A 24,158-nucleotide genomic window follows, 5' to 3' on the forward strand; every position below is an offset into this window, starting at 1 on the left:
GAAGGTGCGCGGCCCAGCGTGGCCAACCGTGCGCGGCGACCATCGTGGTGAGGGCTGTCTTAAGTGCCCCCACGAGGGCGTTCGGGCTGCCTTGAAGGCACCTGAGGGCTTGGTTACCTTGCCGTAGCAACCCCCCTCAGGCAACAGTCGCCGCACCTGCCGCACCTGCCCGGTCGCAGCTTCCGGCGCTCATCAGAAATCGGGATTGGTACATGGCCGACCAGAATGTGCCACCGCGTCGACCGCGGGACGACCGCGGTTGGGACGGACGCCAGCACCACACCGCGGACGGGTACGCCGAGAACACCTCGTCCGCGCCGTACGGGTACGACTCGCCCCACCCCCACCAGGGCGGCTACCCCGCCCAGGGCGACCCGCGTGACCAGTACGTCGACGGCTACGCGCAGCCCGCTCCCGCCCCACGCGGACCGCAGTGGGTCGGCCCGGAGGGACTCGGCCGTCCGGCCCCCGCCCGTACGGCCGGCACCGGACTGCCCACCCTGGACGATGACGACGAGCCGGGTCGCAAGGTCGGCCGGCGCAAGGCGATGGTCGCGCTCGGCGGGACCGCCGCCGTGGTGGCCGGTGGCGCGGCGCTCGCCATGACCCCGCAGATCCGCAGCCTCTTCGGCGGCGACGCGGCGGCCGGCGACGCGACCGGCAGCACGGTGACCGACGGCACCGCGGCGCGGCCCAGCGGCCAGCAGCCCAGCACGGTGCGCACGTACACCGAGCAGAACGAGAGCTACATGGGCTCGCGCGCCGGTGAGGCGCTGAAGAAGAACGCACCCACCGGCGGCCGGAGCTTCTCAGGCCCCGCCGCCGCGGCGGCGGCGACCACGGTGACCGTCAAGACGGTGCTGGCCAAGGACCCGATCCTGCACCTGGCCCGGCGGGCCACCTTCGGTGCCACGCCCGCCGTGGTCTCGGACATCAAGAAGATGGGCATCGACGGCTGGATCCGCGCCCAGCTGGAGCCGGACAAGCTCGAGCCGAGCAAGGCCGAGTTGAAGCTCGCCGAGCTGCCCACCCAGAAGCTCGACGTGCAGCAGTTGCGCGCCCAGCGGGACCAGCTCAACGACCAGGGCGCCCAGCCGGAGCGGGAGATGGTCGACGCCACCATCGCCCGGCAGATCTGGTCCAAGCGCCAGCTGTTCGAGGTGATGGTCGACTTCTGGAACGACTTCCTGCACGTCGCCGCCGACTTCGACGGCGGTGAGGTGTACCGCAACTCGTTCGACAAGGACGTGGTGCGCAAGCACGCCCTGGGCAGCTACCCGGAGATGCTTGTCGCCGCGAACAAGCACCCCGCGCTGCTGATCTACCTGAACCAGAAGGACTCCCGCAAGGACGCCATCAACGAGAACCTCGCCCGGGAGAACCTGGAGCTGTACTCGGTGGGCGTCGACGGCGGCTACAAGGAGCCGGACGTCCGGCAGGCGGCCATGCTCCAGACCGGCCGTGGTGTCCAGGACGGCAAGTACGTCTTCCGGCCCGAGCAGCACTACGTCGGCAAGGTGAAGATCCTCGGCTTCACCCACGCCAACAACTCGTCGGAGCCGAAGAAGGCCGAAGCGGCGATCGACGCGTACATCACGTACATCGCGCTGCACCCGTCGACCGCGAAGTACGTGGCGCAGAGCCTGGCCACCCGGTTCGTCTCGGACACCCCGCCGAAGTCCCTGGTGGACCGGCTCGCCAAGACGTACACCACGAACAACGGCATGATCAAGCCGGTGTTGATGGCGCTGTTCAGCTCCTCGGAGTTCTGGGCCGCCGTCGGTCAGAAGGTGCGCCGGCCGATGGAGTACCTGGTCGCCACGTACCGCACCCTCGGCGTGTCGCCGGAGGCGTCGCCGAAGCACAACAACGGCGACAACAAGCGCACCCCGTACGCCCGGGGCCTGCGGCAGATCCACGACAAGATGCGCGAGCTGGGCCAGTTCCCGATGGGCCAGCCCACCCCGGACGGCTACCCGGACGTCTACGTCGCGTGGACGTCGGCCGGCACCATGCTCAACGGCTGGAACGAGGCGGGTGAGCTGCTCGCCGGCTACCGCACCGTGTTCACGTACACGGCGCCGGAGAAGCTGGTCGCCAAGCCGCCGGCGACGGCCGGCGCGTACGTGGACGCCCTGTCCCAGCGGCTGGTGAACCAGAAGCTGAGCACCCGGGAGAAGAACCTGATCCTCGGCGTGGCCGGTGTGTCGGCGACCGCCAAGGTCGACGCCACGTTCAACGGGGCCATCACCGCCGTCGCGCGGGCGATCCTCGCTTCCCCCCAGCACCACCTCCGGTGAGGCACCCGATGGAGAAGACTGTGTACAACTCTTTCCCCCTGCACCCCGAATGCCCGGACCTGCGGCGGTTGGCCGACAACCCGACCGAGGCGCTGCTGCGTGCCGAGGCGGACATCGTCGCCGCCGAGAACGCCGCCGAGGCCGACAGGTACCGCACCCTGGAGGACCTGGAGGAGGCCCAGCAGGACGGTCGCGGCGTGACCCGGCGGACCTTCGTCGCCGGTGCCGCCGCCACCGCCACCGCCCTGGCCACCGCCCAGTTCGTCACCACCTCGGCGTCGTTCGCGGCGACCAAGACCGGCACCCTGATCCACGTCTTCCTCTACGGCGGGCTGGACGGGCTGAGCCTGGTGGCTCCGGACAACGACCCGGTGCTCGCCAAGGCCCGCCCCGACCTGCTGCTCGGCAGTGACTCGCTCGCCCTGAGCCGGGGCTTCAAGCTGACCAGTGCCTTCAAGCCGCTGGAGCAGTGGCTCAAGGCCGGCCAGTTGGGCTTCATCCCGGCCGTCTCCGACGAGCGGCTGTCGCGCAGCCACTTCCAGGCCGCGGACGCCTGCAACCTGGGCGGGCTGCCCAACGAGACCGGCGGCCGGGGCTGGCTCGACGGCCTGGTCGACAACCTTGGCAAGGGCACCGCGTTCCGCAGCGTCGGCATCGGCAGCACGCTGCCCCGCTCGCTCGTTGGCAACAACGGCGCGATCTCCCTGAACAACGTCGGGTCGCTGCGGCTCAACGGTGACGACCGGTTCCGGGCGGCCACCGAGAAGGCCATCAAGGGGCTCTTCACCGGGATCAACCACCCGGTCGAGGAGGCCGTGCAGGAGGGCATGGGCGCGCTGGCCACGGCGCAGAAGCTCGCCGCCAAGCCGTACCAGCCCGCCGAGGGCGTCACGTACGAGGGCGTCGGCCGGGCGTTCCAGCAGCTCGCCCAACTGATCAAGGGCGGCGCCAACGTCCGGGTCGCGACCGTCGGCATGGGCGGCTACGACACCCACGAGAACCAGGGCACCCAGAATGGTGGCCAGCTGCACCGCCGGCTGAACGAGTTGGCCAGCGCGATGGCGGCGTTCTTCACCGACCTCGGCCCGCAGGCCGCCGACGTGACGGTCATGGTGTCCAGCGAGTTCGGCCGGCGGGTCGGCTCCAACGGCGGCGGCACCGACCACGGCCACGGCGGCGTGGTCACGGTGCTCTCCGGCAAGAAGCTGGCCAGCTCGCTGCTGGGCACCTGGAACGGCCTGAGCAAGCTGGACTCCGGCGACGTGCCGGAATACAACAACATGTTCAACGTCTACGGCTCCCTGGCACAGGGCCGGTTCGGGCTCACCAATGCCGAGGTGCAGAAGGTGTTCCCCCGCATGAAGTACGCCCCGATGAAGCTGTACGCGTGACGTACCCGCACACCCACGCCGCCGGCCGCCGCACCGGGACCTCGTCCCGGCACGGCGGCCGGTCGGCTGCGCCCGTACCTCAGATCCCGGACCGACGCGGACCCGGCGGCCGGCGGCTGCTGGCCGCTCTGCTCGTGGTCGGCCTGCTCGCCGCGGTGCTGCCGTGGTGGCTGGGCACCCCCGCCGGGTCGCTGCGCAGCACCGCGGCGACCCTCACCGCGGCGGGCCGGATCACCGGCCTGGTCGCCGGCTACCTGCTGCTCGTGCAGGTGCTCATGATGAGCCGGCTGCCGGTGCTGGAGCGGTGGATCGGCGGCGAGCAGATGGCCCGCTGGCACCGCGACATCGGCGCCACCCTGCTGGTCGCGGTGCTCGCGCACCTGTCGCTGATCCTCGTCGGCTACGCCGACCTGCGGAACCACTCGATCCTCGCCGAGGTTGGCCTGCTGCTCGGCGAGTACGAGGACATGCTGTCCGCGTTCGCCGCCGCCGCCATCATGCTGGCTGTCGGGTTCAGCAGCATCCGGGCCATCCGGCGGGCACTGCCCTACGAGGCGTGGCACCTGCTGCACCGCTCCAGCTACCTGATCCTGCTGCTCGGGTACGGGCACCAGTTCACCCACGGCGCGCAGCTCTACCGGCCCGGCCCGGTACGCACCGGCTGGATCGCCCTCTACCTGCTTGTCGTCGCCGCCCTGCTCTGGGGTCGGGTGATCGCGCCGCTGGCGTTCAACATGCGCTACAAGCTGCGGGTCGCCGACGTGGTCGCGGAGAGCCCGGACACCATCTCCATCTACCTGACCGGCGAGCGGCTGGGCCGGCTGGCGATGCTCGGCGGCCAGTACTTCCGCTGGCGGTTCCTCACCCGGGGCTGCTGGTGGCAGTCGCACCCGTTCTCCGTCTCCGCCGCCGCGAACGGCCGCTGGCTGCGGCTCACCGTCAAGGTGGTCGGTACGCACACCGCGGACCTGCGTGACCTGGAACCGGGCACCCGGGTCTGGGCGTCCGGCCCGTCCGGCACGTTCACGGCCGCGCACCGGACCCGGGAGCGGGCGCTGCTGATCGCCGGCGGCAGCGGGATCACGCCGATCCGGGCGATGCTGGAAGAACTGCCGCCGGGCGCCGCGCTCATCTACCGGGCCCGCACACCCGCCGACGTGCTGCTCAGCCGCGAACTGGACTGGCTGGCCCAGGAGCGCGACACGTCCCTCTGGTACGTCATCGGCTCCCGCGACGACCCCGGCCCCCGCCAGCTCATGAGCCCCGACGGCATTCGCCAGCTCGTGCCCGACGTGGCCCGGCGGGACGTCTACCTGTGCGGGCCACCCGGGCTGGTCGAGCAGTCGGTGCGCGCGCTGCGCCGCGCCGGTGTGCCCCGCCGGCAGATCCACCTGGCCACGTTCGAGCTGTAGGAAGGGCATTCCATGCGCCGCGCGTTCCTCGCGATCACCGGCCTGGCGGCCAGCACCACCGCGCTTGTGGTGCTCAAGGGCTCACCGGACGCCACCCAGGTCGCCCAGAATCTGCCGACCGCTCAGCCCGTCAACCCCTCCGGGCCGGGCACCGACCCGAGCCTCGCCCCGGACGCCCCGGGAGTCGACCCGGCGGGTGCGGCACCGAAGCCGTCGGGAAGCGCCGAGGTGTCCACCTCGCCGAAGCCGGGCAGGACCACCGCCCGGCCCTCGGGCACCAAAACCACCGCGAAGGCCCCCTCCGCGCCGAAGACCACCACCAAGGCGCCGCAGCCGACCACCCGGCGGGTCACCGGGCCACCTGTCGACACGTCCGGACGGTACGGGGCCGTCCAGGTCCAGATCGTCATCTCCGGCACCCGCATCGTGGATGCCATCGCGCTCTCCCTGCCCAGCGGGGACGAGTCGGACATCCACAGCGCCGACGTCCGGAGCAGCTACGACGGCAGCGGTGGCGAGGTGGTCAAGAAGCAGAACGCCAACCTCAACACCGTCTCCGGAGCCACCTCGACCAGCAACGCCTACAAGCAGTCCCTGCGGGCCGCCATCGAGCAGGCGTTCTGACGTGCGGGCCGCGCTGACCCGACCGGGCCTGTGCCGGGTCGAGCAGATCATGGGTACGACGATCACCCTCGACCTCGCCGACGACCTGCCGCCGGAGCGTCTGCGCGGGTTGGCCGACGACGTCTTCGCCTGGATGCGCGAGGTGGACGCCCGGTTCAGCACGTACCGGTCGGACAGCGAGGTGTGCCGGTTCGACAGGGGTGAGGTGCTGCTCTCCGAGGCGTCGGCGGACCTGCGGTTCGTGCTGGAGGCGTGCGCCGACCTGTGGGGCGACACCGACGGGTTCTTCGACGCGTACGCCACCGGGCGGCTCGACCCGTCCGGCTTCGTGAAGGGCTGGGCGGCGCAGGTCGCCTCCGACCGGCTGCTCGCCGCCGGGGCGGGCAACCACTGCGTGAACGCCGGCGGCGACGTGCGGGTGCGGGGCCTGTCGCCGTCCGGGGAGCCGTGGCGGATCGGCATCCGGCACCCCTGGGACGCGATGGCGGCCTGCCTGGTGCTCACCGGGACCGACCTGGCCGTGGCCACCTCCGGCGTCTACGAGCGGGGACGGCACGTGCTGGATCCGCGTCGGGGAACACCGGCCGGCGGGCTGCGGTCGGTGACCGTGGTCGGGACGGACCTGGGGCTCGCCGACGCGTACGCCACCGCAGCCCTGGCCATGGGGGTCACCGGCATCGGATGGCTGGACCGCCTGAACGGCCACACCCACGCGGTGGTCACCGACGACGCCCGGCAGTACCACTCCGCCAACCTGCCCGCGACGGACTAGCCCCCACCCGCCCCGACGATCGTGCACTCCGGTGGTTGGCTCGCCGTTCTCCGCCCGGATCATCGCTACACGAAGTGCACGATCGGCGGGGATGAGGTGCCGGGGTCTAGCGCAGCGGGCGGTGGGTGCCGGCCGGGCGGGAGCCGGTGGGACGCGGGCGGCCGGGGCGGGAGCCGGTCGGCCGGGTGCCCGCCCAGCGGGGCCGCGGGTAACTGCGCCGGGGCGGTTCGGTACCGCCGGGATGAGACGCTCTGTCGTTGATGGACATCGTTCCCCCGTTCCTGGCGCTCGTACGCGCCGTCCCCCTGTCAACGAGGACCGGCGCTCCGGCGACGCTGTCGGCCACCGGATCGATCGGAGGCCCCGGTGGCGTCACATGCCGCGCCGGGGCAGTGGCAGGTGACCGGGGAACAGGTCGGGCGCGAGCGTCACGCCGCTGGCCCGCAACGCCTCGATCAGCGTGTTCTGCACGAGGTACGAGTCGGGAAGCTGCCAGCGGGCCTGCTCCGGGGCGACCGCCCAGCGGACCGTCCCCTCCGGCAGCCGGGTGGGTGGTGCGGGAATCCAGGAGCCCGGCCCGTGCCGGACCACGTGGAAGCAGTGCTCCAGCTCCGGGCGCAGGGGGTCGCCGGGGCGGACCAGGAACATCCACCGCCCGGTGGGGGTGACCAGCACGGGCCCGCGCACGCCGGTGCCGGCCGGGTGGACCTGCACCGCGTCGAGCACGTGCCGGCCGAGGTTCGCGGGCACCTCCAGCACGTCGAACGCGCGACCGGTGGGCAGCAGCACGCCGTGCGGGCGGTCACGCCACCAGGTCGCCACCCGGGCCGGGTCGGCGCTGGCGGCCAGCTCCCAGTTCTCCAGGGCGGGGTGGCAGCCCACTGTGGGACAGCCGGCCCGGCCGCACACGAAGCGGCTGCGGGCCAGACACGCGCCGGGCGTCACCTCCCAGCCGTGCACGGCGTACCGGATGGCGACCCGGCGCAGCCGGACGCGTTCCAGCGGCGACAGTTCGGCGACGCGCGGTCCGACGTTCCCCCACATGTGTGCCATCTCCCCTCGTCGGGCCCGGCGGACGCCAGGACGCAGTTCGAGCACCGTCACTGCCGTAACCCACGATCGTTGAGGTTGACGAACGGCTCGTGCAACTTGCACGAAAAGTACGAGGACTGGCTGTATGGCTGACGCACACGCTGTGCGATCGGCGAAACCTGAAGACGGACGACTGATCGCCGCACCCGCGGACATCGTCCCGGCCCGACGGGGTCGGTGACGGCAGGGGAGGGATGGGGAGATGGACGAGCTACCCATAGGACGGCGAGTGGCCTACTGGCGGGGTCGGCGCAAGATGTCGCAGCAGGTCTTCGCCGATCGGCTGGGCAAGTCGAAGAGCTGGGTGGACAAGGTCGAGCGGGGCGTCCGCCGGCTCGACAAGTTCTCCGTCCTCTACGAGATCGCCGACATCCTCCAGATGGACGTGCAACTGCTCCTGGGCAAGGACCCGGAGCGCCGCGCCGACGCGCTGAACTGCATCGACCAGATCGAGGTGCAGGAGATCCGGGCGGCGCTGGAACGCTACGACTCGATGAGCGCGTACTTCGACGCGGCGCCGTACCCGCCGCCGCTGGACGACATGCGCAAGGCCGTCAACCACGCCTGGCTCACCTACCAGTACGGCCGCTACGGCATGCTCACCCGCGCGCTGCCCAAGCTGCTGCGCGACGCCCAGGCGGCCGACGCCGCGTACGGCGGTGAACACGCCGCAGAGGCGGCCCACCTGCTCGGGCAGGTCTATCAGATCGCGTCGTCGGTGCTGCGCAAGCTCGGCGAGTGCGAGCTGGCCTGGTTGGCCGCCGACCGGTCGATGGCGGTGGCGCAGCGGGCCGACGATCCGCTGTTGGCCGGCATCGCCACCACCCGGGTCTGCAACGCGCTCGTCGCGATGGGTCGGGCCCGGCCGGCGCTGGAGCTGAACGTCCAGATCGCCAACCGGCTGGCGCCCACTGGCAGCGGCGGGGTGTCCCCGGCCCAGCTCTCCGTCTACGGGATGCTGCTGCTCCAGGGCGCGATGGCGGCCTCCCGCATCGGCGACTCGGCGAGCGTCGACGACCTGATCAGCGGCGCGGCGGAGGCCGCCGCCCGGCTCGGCGGCGACCACAACCACTACTGGACCTCGTTCGGCCCGACCAACGTGGAACTGCACCGGGCCGCCGCCGCTGTGGAACTCGGCGACGGGGGTCGGGCGGTGGAGGTGCACCAGTTGCGCATCCCCGATCCCGCCTTCAACGCGTTGCTCCCCGAACGCCGCGCGCACCACCTGCTCGACATCGCCCGCGGGTACGCCCAGATCGGCGACGTCGCGAACGCGGGCGAGGCGCTGCTGCGCGGTGACCGGCTCGCCGCGTCGGAGATCCGCTGCCGGCCCATCGCGCACGAGGTGATGTCGGACATCCTTCGTCGCACACGCGGTGCGCCGCCTTCTCCGATTGCGGAGTTGGCTGAGCACATGGGAGTAGGGGTATGAGCGCGGAGCCGGTCTGATGGCCGGTTCAGCGCACACCAGCGGGCACCGCGAGGTGCTCTATGTCATCGCCTGCGGTTCGCCGCTCGCCAGCAGGGTCGGGCACCTGGTCGACCTGGCCCAGCGGGACGGCTGGGACGTCTGTGTCGTCGTCACGCCGGACGGGGCCAAGTTCGTCGACCAGGCCGCCCTGGTCCGGCAGACCGGCCACCCGGTCCGAACGCACTACAAGAACCCCGGCGACCCGGACGTCCTGCCGCCCGCCGACGCCATGATCGTCTGCCCGGCCACCGTCAACACGGTCAACAAGTGGGCCGCCGGGATCGCCGACACGCTCGCCCTCGGGTTGCTGGTCGAGGCGCAGGGCAAGGGCACCCCCATCGTGGCGGTCCCGTACACCAACGCCGCGATGGCCGCCCACCCGGCGTTCCGGGCCGGCGTGGCCCGGCTGGCCGACTGGGGTGTGACGGTGCTCTTCGGTGACCACGTGGTCGCCCTGCACCCGCCGGGGACCGGTGAGCAGCACCTGCACGCGTTCCCGTGGCAGTTGCCGTTGACCGCGCTGCGCACCGTCTCCTGCCGCGTCGCCTGACCGCCCCCGGCGGGGTGCCCCGCGCGTCGGCCCACCCGGCGCGGCCGGGCCGGGCGTCGCCGCCCACGGCCCGTACGCCGGTAAGCTGGCCCGCCGTGAGCACAATCGGAACCACCCCCACGGTGTCCGACGTGGTGGCCGAGCTGGAACAGCGCTACCCGCCGGCCTGGGCGGAGGACTGGGACCGCGTGGGCCTGGTGCTCGGTGAGCCGGCCGCCCCGGTCCACCGGGTGCTCTGCGTGGTCGACGTGGTGCCCGAGACGGTCGCCGAGGCCCTCGCCGCCGGCGCCGACATGATCGTCGCGCACCACCCGCTGCTGCTGCGCGGGGTCTCCTCGGTGGCGCCGACGACGTTCAAGGGGCGCATCGTCCACCAGTTGATCCGCGCCGGGGTGGCGCTGCACGTGGCGCACACGAACGCCGACGTGGCGTCCCCGGGGGTCTCCGACGCCCTCGCCGCCCGGTTCGGCCTGACCGGGCTACGCCCGCTGCAACGGCCGGCGCCCGGCTCACCCGCGACCGGCGACGACCGGGGCTTCGGGCGGATCGGCGAGCTGCCCCACCCGATGACCCTCGCCGAGCTGACCCGGCACGCCGCCGCCGTGCTCCCCGTCACGTCCTGGGGAGTTCGCGCCGCGGGGGATCCCGGGCGTATGGTTCGTACCCTCGCCGTCAGCGGCGGGTCGGGGGACAGCTTCCTCGGCGCCGCGACCGCCGCCGGGGTGGACGCGTTCCTCACCGCCGACCTGCGGCACCATCCGGCCGGCGAGCACCTCGCCGCCGATGGTCCCGCCCTGATCGACGCCGCCCACTGGGCGACCGAACGACCGTGGCTGGACGACCTGGCCGCTCTCCTGCGGGAAGCGCTGGACGTCGAGACGCTGGTGTCCGACCTGGACACCGACCCGTGGACCGTACACGCCGCCGCACCCGTTGTGGACGACAAGGAGCCCGACCGTGAAGGCTGACCCCCAGGTGCAGCGCCGCCTGCTCGACCTCCAGGCCATCGACACCAACCTCGCCCAGCTCGCCCACCGCCGGCGTTCCCTGCCGGAGCGGGCCGAGTTGGAGGCGCTGGCCCGGGAGCTGTCGTCGCTGGAGGACGAGCGGGTCCGCGCCCAGGTGGCGGTCGACGACCTGGACCGGGACATCGCCCGGCTGGAGAAGGACGTCGAGCAGGTCCGTGCCCGCAAGGAGAAGGACCAGAACCGGCTGGCCGCCGGCACCGGCCCGGCGCGGGAGCTGGAGGCGCTCCAGCACGAGCTGGTCTCGCTGAACCGGCGCCAGGGCGACCTGGAGGACGCCGAGCTGGAGCTGATGGAGCAGCGGGAGACCGCCCAGGGCGTACTGGACGGCGTTGAGCAGCGACTGGCCGACACCCGGGACAAGCGGGCCGTCACCGAGCAGCGCCGCGACGACGCCCTGGCCGAGATCGCCAAGGAGGAGGAGTTCAAGCGCGGGGCCCGTCAGCCCCTCGCCGCTGACCTCCCGGCCGAGCTGGTCAACCTCTACGACAAGATCCGCGCGGACACCGGGCTCGGTGCCGCGCTGCTCACCACGGGCCGCTGCGGCGGGTGCCGGTTGGAGCTGTCCGGCGCCGACCTGGCCCGGATCCGCAAGGCAGCCCCGGACGACGTGGTCCGCTGCGAGGACTGCCGACGGATCATGGTCCGTACCAACGAGTCGGGCCTGTAGGTCGTGGCGCCGCGCGCGGTCGTCGTCGAGGCCGACGGCGGGTCCCGAGGCAATCCGGGGCCGGCCGGCTACGGCGCCGTGGTCCGCGACCAGGAGACCGGCGAGGTGCTCGCCGAGCGTTCCGAGTCGCTCGGCACGGCGACCAACAACGTCGCCGAGTACCAGGGTCTGATCGCCGGGTTGAGCGCCGCCGCCGAGCTGGGCGCCGCCGAGGTGGACGTCCGGATGGACTCCAAGCTGGTGGTCGAGCAGATGTGCGGCCGCTGGCAGATCAAGCACCCCGGCCTGCGTCCGCTCGCCGCCCAGGCCGCCGGGCTGGTGGGCCGGTTCACGGCGGTGCGGTTCGCGTGGATCCCCCGCGAGCAGAACCGGCACGCCGACGCGCTCGCCAACGCCGCCATGGACGCCGCAGCGGGTCGTCCCCCGGCGACTGCCGCCCCCGCCCGTGCTGCGACGACGGCCGCCACCAACCAGCCCTCGGCGGCGCCCGTCACCCCGATCGGCAGCGACCCGGCGACCGCGCCGGCCTCCTGGGAGCCACGGCCGAGCTTCACCGCCACCCGTCTCATCCTGGTCCGGCACGGCGAGACCCCGTACACCGAGCAGCGGCGCTACTCCGGGCGCGGCGACGTGCCGCTCTCCGAGCGCGGTCGGGCCCAGGTCGCGGCCACCGCCACCCGGGTGGCCGCGCTGGCCCCGTCCGTCGCGGCCGTGCTCAGCTCACCGCTGTCCCGGTGTACGGCCACCGCCACGGCGATCGCCGGTGCGCTCGGCGACGTGCCGGTGCGCACGGAGGACGACCTGATCGAGTGCGACTTCGGCGAGTGGGAGGGGCGCACCTTCACCGAGGTACGCGAGCGGTGGGCGGGGGAGATGGACGCCTGGCTCGCCTCGCCGCGGGTCGCCCCGCCCGGCGGTGAGTCGTTCACCCAGGTCGCCGAACGCGCGCACCGCGTGATCGCCGGGCTGGTCACGTCGTACCCCGGGGAGACCGTGGTGGTCGTCTCGCACGTCTCGCCGATCAAGCTGGTGCTGCGCGACGCCCTCGCCGCCGGCGACGGCTTCCTGCACCGGCTCTTCCTGGACGCGGCCGGCATCTCACTCGTCGACATGTGGCCCGACGGTGGCGTCGCGGTCCGCACGGTCAACGACACCGCCCACCTCGCCGCCCTCTGAGTCGATTCACCCTCCGGCCGGTCGGTCGCGCCGTTCGGCGCAGCCGGCCGGCCGCTCGGCGCAGCACCCTCTGATCAGGTCGGGTGACCGCCGTCACAGAGTCGTAGCCTCCGGCCGTTACATCGAGAGCCACGACTCCCCGGAGGTGTGTCAGATGGCTGCACCGGAACCGGAGGCGCCGCGCGCGGCGCCAACCAGGGCGAAGGACCACAGCCCCTGGAACTGGTTGCTCTTCATCCCGATCGTGGTGCCGCTGATCCCGGTCTTCTTCAATGGCGACTCGCCCCGGGTGTTCGGCTTCCCGCGCTTCTACTGGCTGCAACTGGCGTTCATCCTGCTCGGCGTCAGCACCACGACCCTGGTGTACCAGATGACCAAGAAGCGGGGTGATTCCTGATGTGGCGCGACCATCTCACCGAGATCATCGTCTTCTCGTTCCTGTTCCTGCTGGTCAGCGTGATGGGCTTCGTGGCCGCCCGCTGGCGGGCACCGAAGGACATGGCGCACCTGGACGAGTGGGGTCTGGGCGGGCGCAGCTTCGGCGGCTGGATCACCTGGTTCCTGGTCGGCGGTGACCTCTACACGGCGTACACCTTCGTGGCGGTGCCGGCGCTGATGTTCGGTGCCGGAGCGGCCGGGTTCTTCGCCGTGCCGTACACCATCGTCATCTATCCGCTTGTCTTCCTGGTGCTGGTGCGGCTCTGGTCGGTGTCGCACCGGCACGGGTTCGTCACGCCCGCCGACTTCGTCCGCAACCGGTTCGACTCGCCGGTGCTGGCGCTGCTGATCGCGATCACCGGCATCGTCGCCACCATGCCGTACATCGCGTTGCAGCTGGTCGGCATCGAGGCCGTACTCAAGACGATGGGCGTCACCGGCGACAACGCGCTGGCCCGGCACCTGCCGATCATCATCGCGTTCGCCATCCTGGCCGCGTACACCTACCAGTCGGGGCTGCGCGCGCCGGCGCTCATCGCGTTCGTCAAGGACAGCCTGATCTACATCGTCATCCTGGTGGCGGTCGTCTACCTGCCGTACAAGCTGGGCGGCTGGGGCGACATCTTCGCCGCCGCCGACGCAAAGTTCGACGCCTCACCCAACCCGAACGACGGCATCCTGCTCAACGGCAACAACCAGCTCCAGTACGTGACGCTGGCGCTCGGCTCGGCGTTGGCGCTCTTCCTCTACCCGCACAGCATCACCGGTGTGCTGGCCAGCCGGAACCGCGACGTGATCAAGCGGAACATGTCGGCGCTGCCCGCGTACAGCCTGCTGCTCGGGCTGATCGCGCTGCTCGGCTACATGGCCATCGCGGCCGGCGTCAAGCCGCTGCCCGGGGCCTCCGCCGGCAGCGTGGACAACAACACGGTCGTGCCGCTGCTGTTCGACCAGCAGTTCCCGGACTGGTTCGCCGGTGTCGCGTACGCGGCGATCGGCATCGGCGCGCTGGTGCCCGCGGCGATCATGTCGATCGCGGCGGCGAACCTCTTCACCCGCAACATCTACAAGGAATACCTGAAGCGGGACGCCTCCCCGGCCCAGGAGGCCACCGTCTCGAAGATCACCTCGCTGGTGGTGAAGGTCGGCGCGGTGGCCTGCATCGTCTTCCTCGACCCGCAGTTCTCCATCGACCTCCAGCTCATCGGCGGCGTGATCATCCTCCAGACGCTGCCGGCGGTCGCGCTGGGCCTCTACACCCGCTGGTTCCACCGCACCGGCCTGATCGTCGGCTGGGCGGTCGGCATGGGGCTGGGCATGTGGATGCTCTACCAGGTGGCCAGCCCGACGAAGAAGCACTTCGGCGGGTCCGCGTTCCCCCTGTCGGAGTTCGGCTTCGACACCACCAGGACGATCTACGTCGGCATCGTGGCGGTGGCGGTCAACCTGGCCGTCGCGGCACTGGTCACGCTGGCGCTGCGGGCCGCGAAGGTCGACGAGGGCGTCGACGGCACCGAGCCGGACGACTACTTCGCCGACGAGGGCGACCCCCGCGTCACCCCGGGCCCCGACCGCGACGCCGAGTCGGCCCGCGAACCGGTCGCCTGACAACCCCCTCCCGGGCGCCCGCCACCAGGGCCGGCGCCCGGGAGGACGCCCCGCGTCCGCCCTGCGTTGCGCTGCCCGCCTGCGGTGACCGTGCCCTGCGTTGCGGCGTCTGCCCTGCGTTGCGTTGCGGTGCCGGCCCTGCGTTGCGGTGCCGGCCCTGTGTTGCGGCGCCGGCCCTGCGTGCGGTGCCTGCCCCGCGTCACGCCCAAGATCGCGCACGAACATGGTTGTAGTGGCATCCCGTGCGTCCGACACCACTACAACAGTGTTCGTGCGCGATCTTGGAGGTGTGCGGCGTCGGTGAGTTGTTCTGGTACGAGCCGCGCTCTGGCACGAGCCGCGGTCTGGCACGAGCGCGGGTGTGCGTCGCGGGGAGTCTGGCGGGTGCTCGTGCGGGGTGCCGCCGGTCAGCGGGTGCGGTTGCGGGACACCAGGGCCTGGTTGAGGCGACCGAGGAGGGTTGCCAGGGCGGTGCGGTCCTCGGCGCTCCAGTCGGACAGCATGTCGCCGTAGAGCCGGGTGCGGGCGGACTGCACGGCGGCCATCCGTTGCAGGCCGGCCGCGGTGGGGGAGATGACCGTGCCGCGGCCGTCGGTCGGGTCGGGGGCGCGGACGATGAGGCCGTCGCGTTGCAGCGCGGACACCTGCCGGGTGACGGTGGAGCCGTCCAGGTTGAGCCGGGCGGCGAGCGCGGAGACGTTCTGCGGGCCGGCCTCGGCCAGGTGGCGCAGGATCACGTACGCCGCCCGGTCGAGCACCCGGTGCTCGGCGGTGCCGGTGGCGCGGCGGGTCGCCTCGCCGAAGCGCATCAGCAGGGCAACCTCCGTCTCGATGCGGCCGAGGGTGATCTCGTCGTCGTCACTCATAGCTGTATGATACAGAATAAGTACCTGTATCATACAGCTAATTGAGGAGTCGGAGTGGATCGGCGTTCCGAACCGAACCGCAGTGCCATCTACGCCACCACGCTGGTGGCCTTCCTCGCCATCGCCGGCATCGCCGTCGTCGACCCGATCCTGCCCGCCATCGGCGAGGCCATCGGCGTCACCGCCTGGCAGGTCGAGCTGCTCTTCACCGCGTACATCGCGGTCATGGCCCTGGGCATGATCCCGGCGACCCTGGCCAGCGGCCGCTTCGGCTTCAAGCCGGTGCTCATCACCGGCGTCTCCGTGGTCGGCCTCGCCGCGATCCTCGCCTCGTTCAGCGACAACATCGTGCAGCTCTCCGTGCTGCGCGGCGTCTGGGGTCTGGGCAACGCGATGTTCTTCGCCACCGCCATGGTGGTGCTGGTCAACCTGGCCCTCGACCGGGAATGGGTGGTCGGCCTCTTCGAGACCGCCCTGGGAATGGGTTTCGCGGTCGGCCCGCTGATCGGCGGACTGCTCGGTGAGATCAGCTGGCGGTTGCCGTTCTTCGTCTGCGGTGTCTTCATGGTCCTCGCCCTGGGCGTGGCCTCCCGCAAGCTCCGCGAGCCCACCAACCGCCAGGCCCCGGTACGCGTCGGCCAGATCTTCGCCACCTATCGCCGGCCGGCGTTCATCGCCCTCTGCGCGGTGACCGCCGCGTACAACTTCGTGTTCTTCGTGGTGCTCGGCTACACGCCGCTCTTCCTCGGCCTCGATGTCATTCCGCTGGGGCTGGCGTTCACCGGGTGGGGGCTCGGCCTGGCCGCCGGCATCATGGTGATCGGCCACCGGCTGGCCCACCGGATCGGCGCCGTGCAGACAGTCGGCGTGGCCATCGCCGGCCTGCTGGTCTGCATGGTCCTCTTCGCCACCTCCACCAGCACTGCCGAAGCGCTCGTCGTGCTCGTGCTCGCCGGCCTCTGCATGGGCCTGGCCAACGCCAACCTCACCGACTTGGCGCTCGGCCTCGGCTCCAGCGACCGGCGCGTCGCCACCGGCGCGTTCAACCTGGTCCGCTGGGGCGCCGCCGCACCGGCGCCGATCATCTCCGGCAAGCTCGCCGAGCAGTCGCTGTCGCTGCCCTTCTGGGTCGGCTTTGGGGTGCTCGCCGTCGGCGTGCTGGTCTACCTGGCCTTCGCGCACCTGATGGCCGCCGGCTACGGCGAACGGGTCCTCTGGTCCCGCTGGAACCGCGCCGCCGCCGACACCGAACACGCCCCGGAAGAGCCGGTGGGCGAGGCGTACTGACCGGGGGCGGCCGCTACCCGTTCAGGGCGCGCCAGAGCAGGTAGAGGCCGATCGCCGTACCGAACACCACGATCAGCGTCTTGAGCACCACCGGCGGCAGCCGGCGGACCAGCCGGGCACCCGCGTACCCCCCGATCAGGGTGGCCGGCGCGACCACCGCGACGGCCGCCCAGTTGACCGGGCCGAACAGGGCGAACACCACGAGCGTGGTCACCCCCACCAGCGCGGAGAGCAGATTCTTGATCGCGCTCACCCGCACCAGCGTCGCGTCCAGCACCAGGGCCAGCCCGGCGACCAGCATCACCCCGAGCGCCGCGCCGAAATACCCGCCGTACACCGCGCCCAGCGCGACCATCGTCTGCACAGCGACGGTCCGCTGCCGTGGCGACAGATCCCGGGGATGGCCGACCAGCCGACGCAGCGGATCCTGAAAGGCCAGCACCGCGGTCGCGCCGAGCACCAGAAACGGTACGACCAGCTCGAACGCGCGGGCCGGCGTGGCCAGCAGCAGCAACGCCCCGAGGATCGTGCCGACGATCGTGGTGGGCACCAGCGTGGCCAGAGCCCGGGGGCGCGGCAGGTCCTGACGGCTGCCCGCCACGCTCGCCACGTACCCGGGGAACACGGCGACGGAATTGCTCACGTTCGCCGGCACCGGCGGCAGACCAGCCGCGATCATCGCCGGAAACGTGATCAGTGAACCGCCACCGGCCACCGCGTTGACCGTGCCAGCGGCGAGACCGGCGGCGAGCAGCAGCGCGGCGTGGGAGAGATCCATAGCAACACGAGGCTAGTCGCCCCCTTTTGAGCCGGCTTCGCCGGATCGCCCATGAGCTGCGCGATCTTGCCCAGGCGGGGCGGCAATGCCGGCGGCGCGCCCGTCGTTAGGATGGGAGCGCGACGGACGAGTCGACCGGGCGGTCGCGTCGGCGGGCTTCGGCCCGCCGCCGAGGAACGTCCGGACTCCACAGGGCAGGGTGGTTGTTAACGGCAACCCGGGGCGACCCGCGGGACAGTGCCACAGAAAACAGACCGCCGACCCCAACGGGGACGGTAAGGGTGAAACGGTGGGGTAAGAGCCCACCAGCACCCCGGGTGACCGGGGTGGCTCGGTAAACCCCACCCGGAGCAAGGCCAAGCAAGGGCCGTCACCGCAAGATGACGACCCGGCGCAGACGCTTGAGGGTTGCCCGCCCGATGTCTGCGGGTAGGCCGCTGGAGCCTGCCGGCAACGGCAGGCCGAGATGGATGGCCGCCGCTGGCGCAAACCCCTCGGGGTACGCGCTGGGCACAGAATCCGGCGTACAGGTCGACTCGTCCGTCGCCCACCAGCTCGGAGACCTGGTCAAGGCTCTGAGCTGGTTGTTCACCTGGTGCCGTTGGTTGACCTTGGTCATCGTTGGTTGGCGTTTGACGGCCTGGCCACGGCCTGAAACGGCCTGGAGGCGGCCTGAGTGCTGGCTCAGTTGACCTCGGCTTCGGTCCGGTCGCTGTTTAGTCGTGGCCATCCCTCGGCCGGCGTTCGATGGTCCCGGAAGCCAAGCTGGCGGCTGCGGGGGGGGGGGGCACGTCCTGGCGGTGGAGCTGGCGCCGCGACTCGGTGACTCGATGGCAAGCCAGTCCTGGGGTTGGACTGGCGCGTCCGTCCCGTGTCTGGCCTCGGCCCGTCGTTCATCGCTGGCGCTAGTCGGCCTCCGCGGGTGGGCGCGTTGCTCGCCGAGGGGGGTCAGCGCCGCCGGTCGTAGTCCTCGCGTGCGGCCATGATCGCGGGGATCTCGGCTTCGAGCGCGTCGAGGAGAGCGCGCAGCGTATCGGCGATGCGGGCACCCGGGGCGGTGAGCGTGTATTCCACCCGGGGAGGGATGGTGGCTTGCACGTCGCGGGTCACCAGGCCGTCGCGTTCCAGGGCGTGCAGGGTCTGCGCGAGCATCTTCTCGCTCACCCCGTCGACCCGACGACGCAGGGCGTTGAACCGGTAGGAGCCCTCGGTGAGGGCGACCAGGGCCAGCGTCCCCCACTTGCCGACAACGGTCTCCATCGTCTGCCGAGACGGGCAGGCACGGTTGAACACGTCGACGATCAGGTCGTCGATCGGATCGGCTGCGGTGTCTCGCGATGCAGTGCTGGACATACCTACGACGGTAGCTGCTGGAACGTACCCCAACAATGACAGCGCTCTCTGCTGGTTGGCGCTTTCTGAAAGTTAGTGCATGCTGGGAGCAGGCATAGTTTCGCCATCCGACATCGGGAGAACCGAACATGATCACTGTTACCGCCGCCACCGGCCACCTGGGTCGCCTCGTCGTCGAGGATCTGCTGCAGCGCGGCATACCCGCCGGCCAGATCGTGGCCGCCGCGCGCAACCCGGCCAAGGCCGCGGACCTCGCCGAGCGTGGCGTTCAGGTGCGCGAAGCCGACTATTCCCGACCCGAGACCCTCGCCGCGGCGTTCGCCGGCACCGACAAACTTCTGCTGATCTCCGGCAACGAGGTCGGCCAGCGGCTGCAGCAGCATACGAACGTCGTGCAGGCCGCGGCGGCCGCCGGTGTCCAGTTGATCGCGTACACCAGCACCCTGCGCGCCGAGACCAACAGCACGATTCTCGCCGAGGACCACAGGACCACCGAGGCGATGATCCGCGAGTCCGGCGTGCCGTACGTCTTCCTGCGCAACGGCTGGTACATCGAGAACACCACCGACAACCTCGCCACCGCGTTGCAGTACGGAACGATCGCCGGCTCCGCGGGCGACGGTCAGATCTCCGGCGCCACCCGCGCCGACCTCGCCGCCGCCGCGGCCGTCGTCCTGACCAGCGACGGTCATGACGGCGCCGTGTACGAACTCGGCGGCACGCCCTACACCATGACCGAACTCGCCGCCGAGGTCGCCATCCAGAGCGGCAAGCCGGTGACCTACCAGAACCTGCCCGCCGACGCGTACACCGAGATGCTGGTCGGCGCCGGCGTGCCCGCGCCGTTCGCCGCCCTGCTGGTCGACTCCGACCTCGGCATCAGCCGCGGTGAACAGTTCACCCCCAGCACCGACCTGCAGCGACTCATCGGACGCCCGAGCACGCCGCTCGCCGACGCCGTCGCCGCCGCGGTCAAGACAGCCTGAACCGGACAGCCGTCTCAAAGTGTCACCGGCCTTGCCGACCAGGTGACCGAACTCCACCTTCTGCAGCGCCCACGCCTCGGGCGTGAGCCGGAACGACGCCGGATCGGCATACCGGCGTGATCCGGGCTGCGGTCCGTCGCCGGACCGCAGCCCGTCGCGCAAGCCGACGGTCACCTCGGCAGCAGAAGCTCGGGCACGCCGCTGGACACGTCGGGCCTCGGCCCGGTCGGCGTCGCGCCGCGCCGCCCGGTCCGCCACGTCAAGCGGGCCTTGACGCACGTACGGACGCTGCCGGAACAGCCTGAGTCGGCTCTCGTGTCACGGACCGCGGCCCTGGCGGACACCGCCACAGTGGAGCAGTTGGCCCAACCTCGCCCCGCACGGACCCGGCTCCCGGCGTCGGAGCTGGCCACCGGCGGCCACCCCTCCCCGTCCCAGGTGAGCGGTGACCTGACCCTGAGCGGCTGTGGAGCCGGCTCTTGGACGACCGCCATCGGTCAGCAGCGGGGGCGGTCGAGTCGAGCGGCACCGGCGAGCGCTTCGACTGTCGCCGTCGGCGCGACCGACTCCGTCGGTGTCGGTGCGGGCGCGACGGTGGGGCTCGGCGGGGTCGACGGTGAGCTGCTGGGCGTGGGGGAGGCGCTGGCGAGGGTGGCCGTGCTGCGTTGCACCTGCTTGGTGACCATACGGATGCCGGTGGCGGTCGCCTGGCGTCCGTACACGTCGGTGACCCTGATGCTGTATGGCCCGGGGCCGAGCCCGCCCTCGATGGTCCAGTGGTTGTCGCTCTGCCGGGCGGCCGTGCGGAAGCCGCCCGCCGGCCCCTTCGCCTCGACCGAGTGGAGTGGATTGCCGTGGTTGCCGACCTGCACCGCGAACCAGTACTTCGAGGCGCCGCCCTTCATCCGGAAGGTGAGGCCGCCGTCGAGTGGCGGGTTCACCACCGCCCGGTACGTCACTGACGCGATGCCCTGGGACCGGTCGGCGATCCTGCTGAACGCCTCGGTGGAAAGGTCGATCTTGCTGGTTCCGCAGCCGCCGCACCGGTCCATCACCATGACCCGGACCGTGCCCTTCGGGCCGCTCACCTCCAGGTAGCTGCCGCAGGCCGCCGATCCGGAGTACGGGGCGGAACCGAGGGCCACGTAGAGCCGGTCCGCCGGCGGGCCTGGGAAGGAGCAGTTGCCGCCCGAGCGGCCGGCGTCGTAGAAGCTGGCTTCCACCTTGTGCACGGCGTTGCCGGTCGGCGGCGCGGCGCAGGCCGGGGTGGCGCCGCCGCGTACGGCGAGGGTGAGGCCGAGGACGGCGGCCAGGGCGGTGACTCCGGCGCCGGCCAACCAGTGCCGGACCCGTCTGCTCGACCGAGGCGTGCTGGCCGGGGTGTCGGTGTCGGGGGCCGTGCCTGGTGCCGTCACGGCGGCTGATGTTGCCGCAGCACCTCGCAGCAACGCAACAACGCAACAACGGCCACGCGGACCGCTCCGGTCGGTCCGGTTGCGGTACCTCGCCGTAACGGAGTCCCTAGGATGCGAGTCATGACTGCAGCGCCAAGGGGACAAGCAGCATGACCGACTTCAATGGTGCCGCCGCTGGCATCCCGGACGACGACCCGACCCGAACGCTGACGGTGGCCAACCCCGACGACCCCGCGACCACCTGCATCTCCCTCGCCGGGGGCACCTACGCCCTTCTGATCACGGGCAAGCAGACCAACGGGCAGTACTGCCTCATCGACATGCGCGTGCCCGACGGCGGCGGCCCGCCACCACACCGGCACGACTTCGAGGAGATGTTCACCCTCCTCGAGGGCGAGATCGAGTTCTCTTTCCGCGACGAGAAGCGCACCGTGCGGGCCGGCTCGACAGTGAACATCCCGGCCAACGCCCCGCACAACTTTCGCAACGTCTCCGGCGCTCCCGCGCGCATGCTGTGCATGTGCACCCCGGCGGGTCAGGACGAATACTTCCTGCGCGTCGGCGACGAGGTCGCGAGCAGGGACGCGCCGCCGCCGCGGCTCACTGACGAGGAGAGGGCGGAGCGCCGGCAGCGCGCAGCCGAGCTGGCTCCCGCCTACCGCACCGAAATGCTCTGACAGTTCGGCGAGTGCCGACCCGGCGGCTCCGGCCTTCCGGGTCGGCCGGGCTGGTCAATCGGCAGATCGGCGGGGGCGCAGTCCGTTGAGGGCGGTGGCGACGACCATGTCGGCGTACCCGGCGGTGAGGGGGCCGCTGCGTTGCAGCCAGCGGCTGAACAACGGACCCCAGATCAGGTCCACAGCCACGTCGAGGTCGACGTCGTCGGCGATCTGACCCGCCCGCTGGGCGCTGCGCAGGCGCTGCCGCTTGGCCTCCTTCAACGGCCCGTCCAACCGTTCGGCGTACGCCTCGGCCAGCTCGGGGTCGAGCGCGATCTCGGTGGCCAGCGCGCGCATCGGTTGCTCGTACCGGGGGTCGTTCATCTCCTCGACTGTCGCACGCAGCACCACTGTCAGGTCCGCCGCGAGATCGCCGGTGTCCGGCAGGGTCGGCGGTCCACCCTCGGTGGCCTCGCTGAGCATGAGGAACGCGTCGAAGACGACAGCGCCCTTCGACGGCCACCAGCGGTAGATGGTCTGTTTGCCGACGCCGGCCCGCGCGGCGATGCCCTCGATGCTGAGCTTCGCGTACCCCATCTCCTGGAGCAGGTCGAAGGCCGCGGTGAGGATGGCGCGTCGGGAGGTCTCGCGCCGGCGGGCCGTGTTGGGCGTCATGGGCAGCACGGTACCAGCCGACGAGACGAACCGTCTCGTCTTGACGCTGGCGTCGTCGCGCCCTAGTCTCGGGCCACTACGAGACGAACCGTCTCGTCTCGAAGTGGGGAGAAGCGCATGCGTACCTGGTTCATCACCGGCGCCAGCCGTGGCCTGGGCCGCGCCTTCGCCGACGCCGCACTCGACCGGGGCGACCGGGTGGTCGCCGCCGCCCGGACCATCGCCCAGGGCGACTTCGACGAGAGGTACACCGACCGGCTGCTGGCACTGACCCTCGACGTGACCGACCGGGCTGCCGTCATCGCCGCCGTGGACACCGCCGTCGCGCACTTCGGCCGGCTCGACATCGTCGTCAACAACGCCGGCACCCTGTCCATGGGCATGATCGAGGAGTTCACCGAGGGTGAGGCGCGCGCGGCCTTCGAGGTCAACCTCTTCGGCGCGCTCTGGGTCAGTCAGGCAGTGCTGCCGCACCTGCGCGCCCAACGCTCCGGCCACATCGTGCAGATCTCCAGCATCGCCGCGCTCGGCGGCTTCCCGAGCACCGGCCTGTACAGCGCGAGCAAGTTCGCCCTGGAGGGCATGAGCGAGGCGCTGGCGATGGAGGCGGCGGCCTTCGGCATCACGGTCAGCATCGTGCAGCCCGGCGGATACTGGACCGACCTCTACACGAGTCTGAGCGCCACCACCCCGCTCGACGCGTACGCGCCACTGCGCGCGGAGCTGGAGCGACAGTGGGCGGAGGGCTCGATCGACAGCGAACCACGGCTGGCCGCCGAGGCGCTGCTGCGCCTGGTCGACAGCGACGACCCGCCGCTGCGGCTCCTGCTCGGGAGCATGGTCTACGACCTGGCGTTCGACATCTCTCGCCGACGGATGGACACCTGGGCGAGCTGGGAGCAGGTCAGCCGTGCCGCCGAGCACGCGGTCGCGGCCCCCGAGCCGTCGTGACCGGTCGCTGGGGGTCAGTCGTTGGTGGATGCCCCTGGTCCGGTCGTGGCGTACCGGGCGGCGGTGGTGCGGACGGCCTCGTCGACCACCTGGGCGACGCGTTCGGCACTCACCTCCCAGCCCGGCACCAGGAGCGTCGGCCAGAAGACGTAGTTGGAGATCATGCCCAGGAACTGGGTGGCCGCGAGCTCCACGTCCTCGACCCGCACCGTTCCCGCCTCGTGTTCAGCCAGGAGGTAGCTGCGTACGGACTCGAAGTAGGGCATCTTGCCGTGTGAGAACTGCGCGTGGGCCAGCTCAGGGAACCGCGGCAGCTCGGCGATGACGATCCGGAACAGGTCGGTCATCTGGGCGCGGCCCAGCAGTTCGGCGTAACGCCGACCGATGATGGTGAGTCCGTCGACGACGTTGCCTGCCGGCGGGGGATCCTCCTCGTCGGCGGTCGACCAGGACTCGGCCACGATGGCGTCGAACAGGGCGGCTTTGCTCGGGAACTGCTTGAACAGGGTGGCCCGCGAGACGCCCGAGCACTCGGCGATCCGCGCCAGCGACGTCCGGTCGTAGCCCAACTCGAGAAACAGTGCGGTCGCGGCCGCCACGATCAGCGCGCGTTTCTCCTGGGCGACGCGCTGGTGATACGTCGTCACGAACCTGCTCAC

Annotated in this window: 23 protein-coding genes and 1 other RNA gene; 17 read left to right on the forward strand and 7 right to left on the reverse strand. The window is 71.4% G+C overall.

Annotation, left to right across the window (positions count from 1 at the left end; all coding sequences use genetic code 11):
- Positions 1-212: 212 nt before the first annotated feature.
- The 5 genes from ABZS77_RS26185 to ABZS77_RS26205 are packed head-to-tail and all read left to right on the forward strand — an operon-like array spanning position 213 to position 6,499.
- Positions 213-2,300 (forward strand): DUF1800 domain-containing protein, encoded by a 2,088-nt coding sequence (locus tag ABZS77_RS26185; RefSeq protein ID WP_354827960.1) that lies wholly within the window; start codon positions 213-215, stop codon positions 2,298-2,300.
- 8 nt (positions 2,301-2,308) lie between these two features.
- The gene (locus tag ABZS77_RS26190) at positions 2,309-3,691 is read left to right on the forward strand and encodes a DUF1501 domain-containing protein (RefSeq protein WP_354827963.1); all 1,383 of its coding nucleotides are present in this window, start codon (positions 2,309-2,311) and stop codon (positions 3,689-3,691) included.
- Positions 3,688-5,103, forward strand: a complete 1,416-nt coding sequence (locus ABZS77_RS26195; protein ID WP_354827966.1) for a ferredoxin reductase family protein — start codon at positions 3,688-3,690, stop codon at positions 5,101-5,103. Before ABZS77_RS26190 ends, ABZS77_RS26195 begins: the two co-directional genes overlap by 4 nt.
- Before the next feature lie 12 nt (positions 5,104-5,115).
- Positions 5,116-5,727, forward strand: a complete 612-nt coding sequence (locus ABZS77_RS26200) for an FMN-binding protein (protein WP_354827969.1) — start codon at positions 5,116-5,118, stop codon at positions 5,725-5,727.
- Between the two features lie 49 nt (positions 5,728-5,776).
- Complete coding sequence (locus ABZS77_RS26205) at positions 5,777-6,499, forward strand: FAD:protein FMN transferase (RefSeq protein ID WP_354828095.1); 723 nt, start codon at positions 5,777-5,779, stop codon at positions 6,497-6,499.
- A gap of 372 nt (positions 6,500-6,871) precedes the next feature.
- Here ABZS77_RS26205 and ABZS77_RS26210 read toward each other — a convergent pair whose 3' ends face one another.
- Positions 6,872-7,543 carry a bifunctional DNA primase/polymerase gene (locus ABZS77_RS26210; protein WP_354828098.1) on the reverse strand — a complete coding sequence of 224 codons (672 nt, stop codon included), beginning with the start codon at positions 7,541-7,543 and terminating at the stop codon, positions 6,872-6,874.
- A gap of 250 nt (positions 7,544-7,793) precedes the next feature.
- Between ABZS77_RS26210 and ABZS77_RS26215 the strand changes: the two genes are divergently transcribed.
- From ABZS77_RS26215 to mctP, 7 genes are all read left to right on the forward strand, one after another.
- Complete coding sequence (locus ABZS77_RS26215) at positions 7,794-9,023, forward strand: helix-turn-helix domain-containing protein (protein WP_354827972.1); 1,230 nt, start codon at positions 7,794-7,796, stop codon at positions 9,021-9,023.
- Between the two features lie 16 nt (positions 9,024-9,039).
- Positions 9,040-9,612, forward strand: a complete 573-nt coding sequence (locus ABZS77_RS26220) for a flavoprotein (RefSeq protein ID WP_354827975.1) — start codon at positions 9,040-9,042, stop codon at positions 9,610-9,612.
- A gap of 95 nt (positions 9,613-9,707) precedes the next feature.
- Complete coding sequence (locus ABZS77_RS26225; RefSeq protein ID WP_354827978.1) at positions 9,708-10,580, forward strand: Nif3-like dinuclear metal center hexameric protein; 873 nt, start codon at positions 9,708-9,710, stop codon at positions 10,578-10,580.
- Entirely contained in the window at positions 10,570-11,307 is a 738-nt protein-coding gene (locus ABZS77_RS26230; RefSeq protein ID WP_354827981.1) for a C4-type zinc ribbon domain-containing protein, read from the forward strand. The genes ABZS77_RS26225 and ABZS77_RS26230 overlap by 11 nt, the downstream gene beginning before the upstream one ends.
- Before the next feature lie 3 nt (positions 11,308-11,310).
- Positions 11,311-12,483, forward strand: coding sequence for a bifunctional RNase H/acid phosphatase (locus ABZS77_RS26235; RefSeq protein WP_354827984.1), 1,173 nt, complete (start codon positions 11,311-11,313; stop codon positions 12,481-12,483).
- 154 nt (positions 12,484-12,637) lie between these two features.
- Positions 12,638-12,880, forward strand: a complete 243-nt coding sequence (locus tag ABZS77_RS26240; protein ID WP_354827987.1) for a DUF3311 domain-containing protein — start codon at positions 12,638-12,640, stop codon at positions 12,878-12,880.
- Positions 12,880-14,529, forward strand: coding sequence for a monocarboxylate uptake permease MctP (gene mctP, locus ABZS77_RS26245; RefSeq protein ID WP_354827990.1), 1,650 nt, complete (start codon positions 12,880-12,882; stop codon positions 14,527-14,529). The genes ABZS77_RS26240 and mctP overlap by 1 nt, the downstream gene beginning before the upstream one ends.
- Positions 14,530-14,936: 407 nt before the next feature.
- Here mctP and ABZS77_RS26250 read toward each other — a convergent pair whose 3' ends face one another.
- Positions 14,937-15,395, reverse strand: a complete 459-nt coding sequence (locus ABZS77_RS26250) for a MarR family transcriptional regulator (RefSeq protein ID WP_354827993.1) — start codon at positions 15,393-15,395, stop codon at positions 14,937-14,939.
- Between the two features lie 54 nt (positions 15,396-15,449).
- Between ABZS77_RS26250 and ABZS77_RS26255 the strand changes: the two genes are divergently transcribed.
- On the forward strand, positions 15,450-16,682 hold the full coding sequence (locus tag ABZS77_RS26255) for an MFS transporter (RefSeq protein WP_354827996.1): 1,233 nt from the start codon (positions 15,450-15,452) through the stop codon (positions 16,680-16,682).
- A 13-nt stretch (positions 16,683-16,695) separates the two neighbouring features.
- On the opposite strand, the gene ABZS77_RS26260 is transcribed toward ABZS77_RS26255, so the two are convergent.
- Positions 16,696-17,460 (reverse strand): sulfite exporter TauE/SafE family protein, encoded by a 765-nt coding sequence (locus ABZS77_RS26260; protein ID WP_354827999.1) that lies wholly within the window; start codon positions 17,458-17,460, stop codon positions 16,696-16,698.
- Between the two features lie 127 nt (positions 17,461-17,587).
- On the opposite strand from ABZS77_RS26260, the gene rnpB reads away from it, so the two are divergent.
- Positions 17,588-18,003, forward strand: an RNA gene (rnpB, locus tag ABZS77_RS26265) — RNase P RNA component class A.
- 405 nt (positions 18,004-18,408) lie between these two features.
- On the opposite strand, the gene ABZS77_RS26270 is transcribed toward rnpB, so the two are convergent.
- Positions 18,409-18,813, reverse strand: coding sequence for a helix-turn-helix domain-containing protein (locus ABZS77_RS26270; protein WP_354828001.1), 405 nt, complete (start codon positions 18,811-18,813; stop codon positions 18,409-18,411).
- A 128-nt stretch (positions 18,814-18,941) separates the two neighbouring features.
- Between ABZS77_RS26270 and ABZS77_RS26275 the strand changes: the two genes are divergently transcribed.
- Positions 18,942-19,799, forward strand: coding sequence for an SDR family oxidoreductase (locus ABZS77_RS26275; protein WP_354828003.1), 858 nt, complete (start codon positions 18,942-18,944; stop codon positions 19,797-19,799).
- 497 nt (positions 19,800-20,296) lie between these two features.
- On the opposite strand, the gene ABZS77_RS26280 is transcribed toward ABZS77_RS26275, so the two are convergent.
- Positions 20,297-21,214 carry an expansin EXLX1 family cellulose-binding protein gene (locus tag ABZS77_RS26280; protein WP_354828006.1) on the reverse strand — a complete coding sequence of 306 codons (918 nt, stop codon included), beginning with the start codon at positions 21,212-21,214 and terminating at the stop codon, positions 20,297-20,299.
- Positions 21,215-21,363: 149 nt separating this feature from the next.
- Here ABZS77_RS26280 and ABZS77_RS26285 point away from each other — a divergent pair, with 149 nt between their 5' ends.
- Positions 21,364-21,891 carry a cupin domain-containing protein gene (locus ABZS77_RS26285; protein WP_354828009.1) on the forward strand — a complete coding sequence of 176 codons (528 nt, stop codon included), beginning with the start codon at positions 21,364-21,366 and terminating at the stop codon, positions 21,889-21,891.
- A 54-nt stretch (positions 21,892-21,945) separates the two neighbouring features.
- Here the strand turns inward: ABZS77_RS26285 and ABZS77_RS26290 are convergent, their stop codons facing one another.
- The gene (locus ABZS77_RS26290; protein ID WP_354828012.1) at positions 21,946-22,548 is read right to left on the reverse strand and encodes a TetR/AcrR family transcriptional regulator; all 603 of its coding nucleotides are present in this window, start codon (positions 22,546-22,548) and stop codon (positions 21,946-21,948) included.
- Positions 22,549-22,665: 117 nt separating this feature from the next.
- Between ABZS77_RS26290 and ABZS77_RS26295 the strand changes: the two genes are divergently transcribed.
- Positions 22,666-23,499, forward strand: a complete 834-nt coding sequence (locus ABZS77_RS26295; RefSeq protein WP_354828015.1) for an SDR family oxidoreductase — start codon at positions 22,666-22,668, stop codon at positions 23,497-23,499.
- A gap of 14 nt (positions 23,500-23,513) precedes the next feature.
- On the opposite strand, the gene ABZS77_RS26300 is transcribed toward ABZS77_RS26295, so the two are convergent.
- The gene (locus ABZS77_RS26300) at positions 23,514-24,158 is read right to left on the reverse strand and encodes a TetR/AcrR family transcriptional regulator (protein ID WP_354828017.1); all 645 of its coding nucleotides are present in this window, start codon (positions 24,156-24,158) and stop codon (positions 23,514-23,516) included.

Origin of the sequence: Micromonospora sp. NPDC005298, assembly GCF_040607375.1 — a bacterium.
Lineage (GTDB): Bacteria > Actinomycetota > Actinomycetes > Mycobacteriales > Micromonosporaceae > Micromonospora.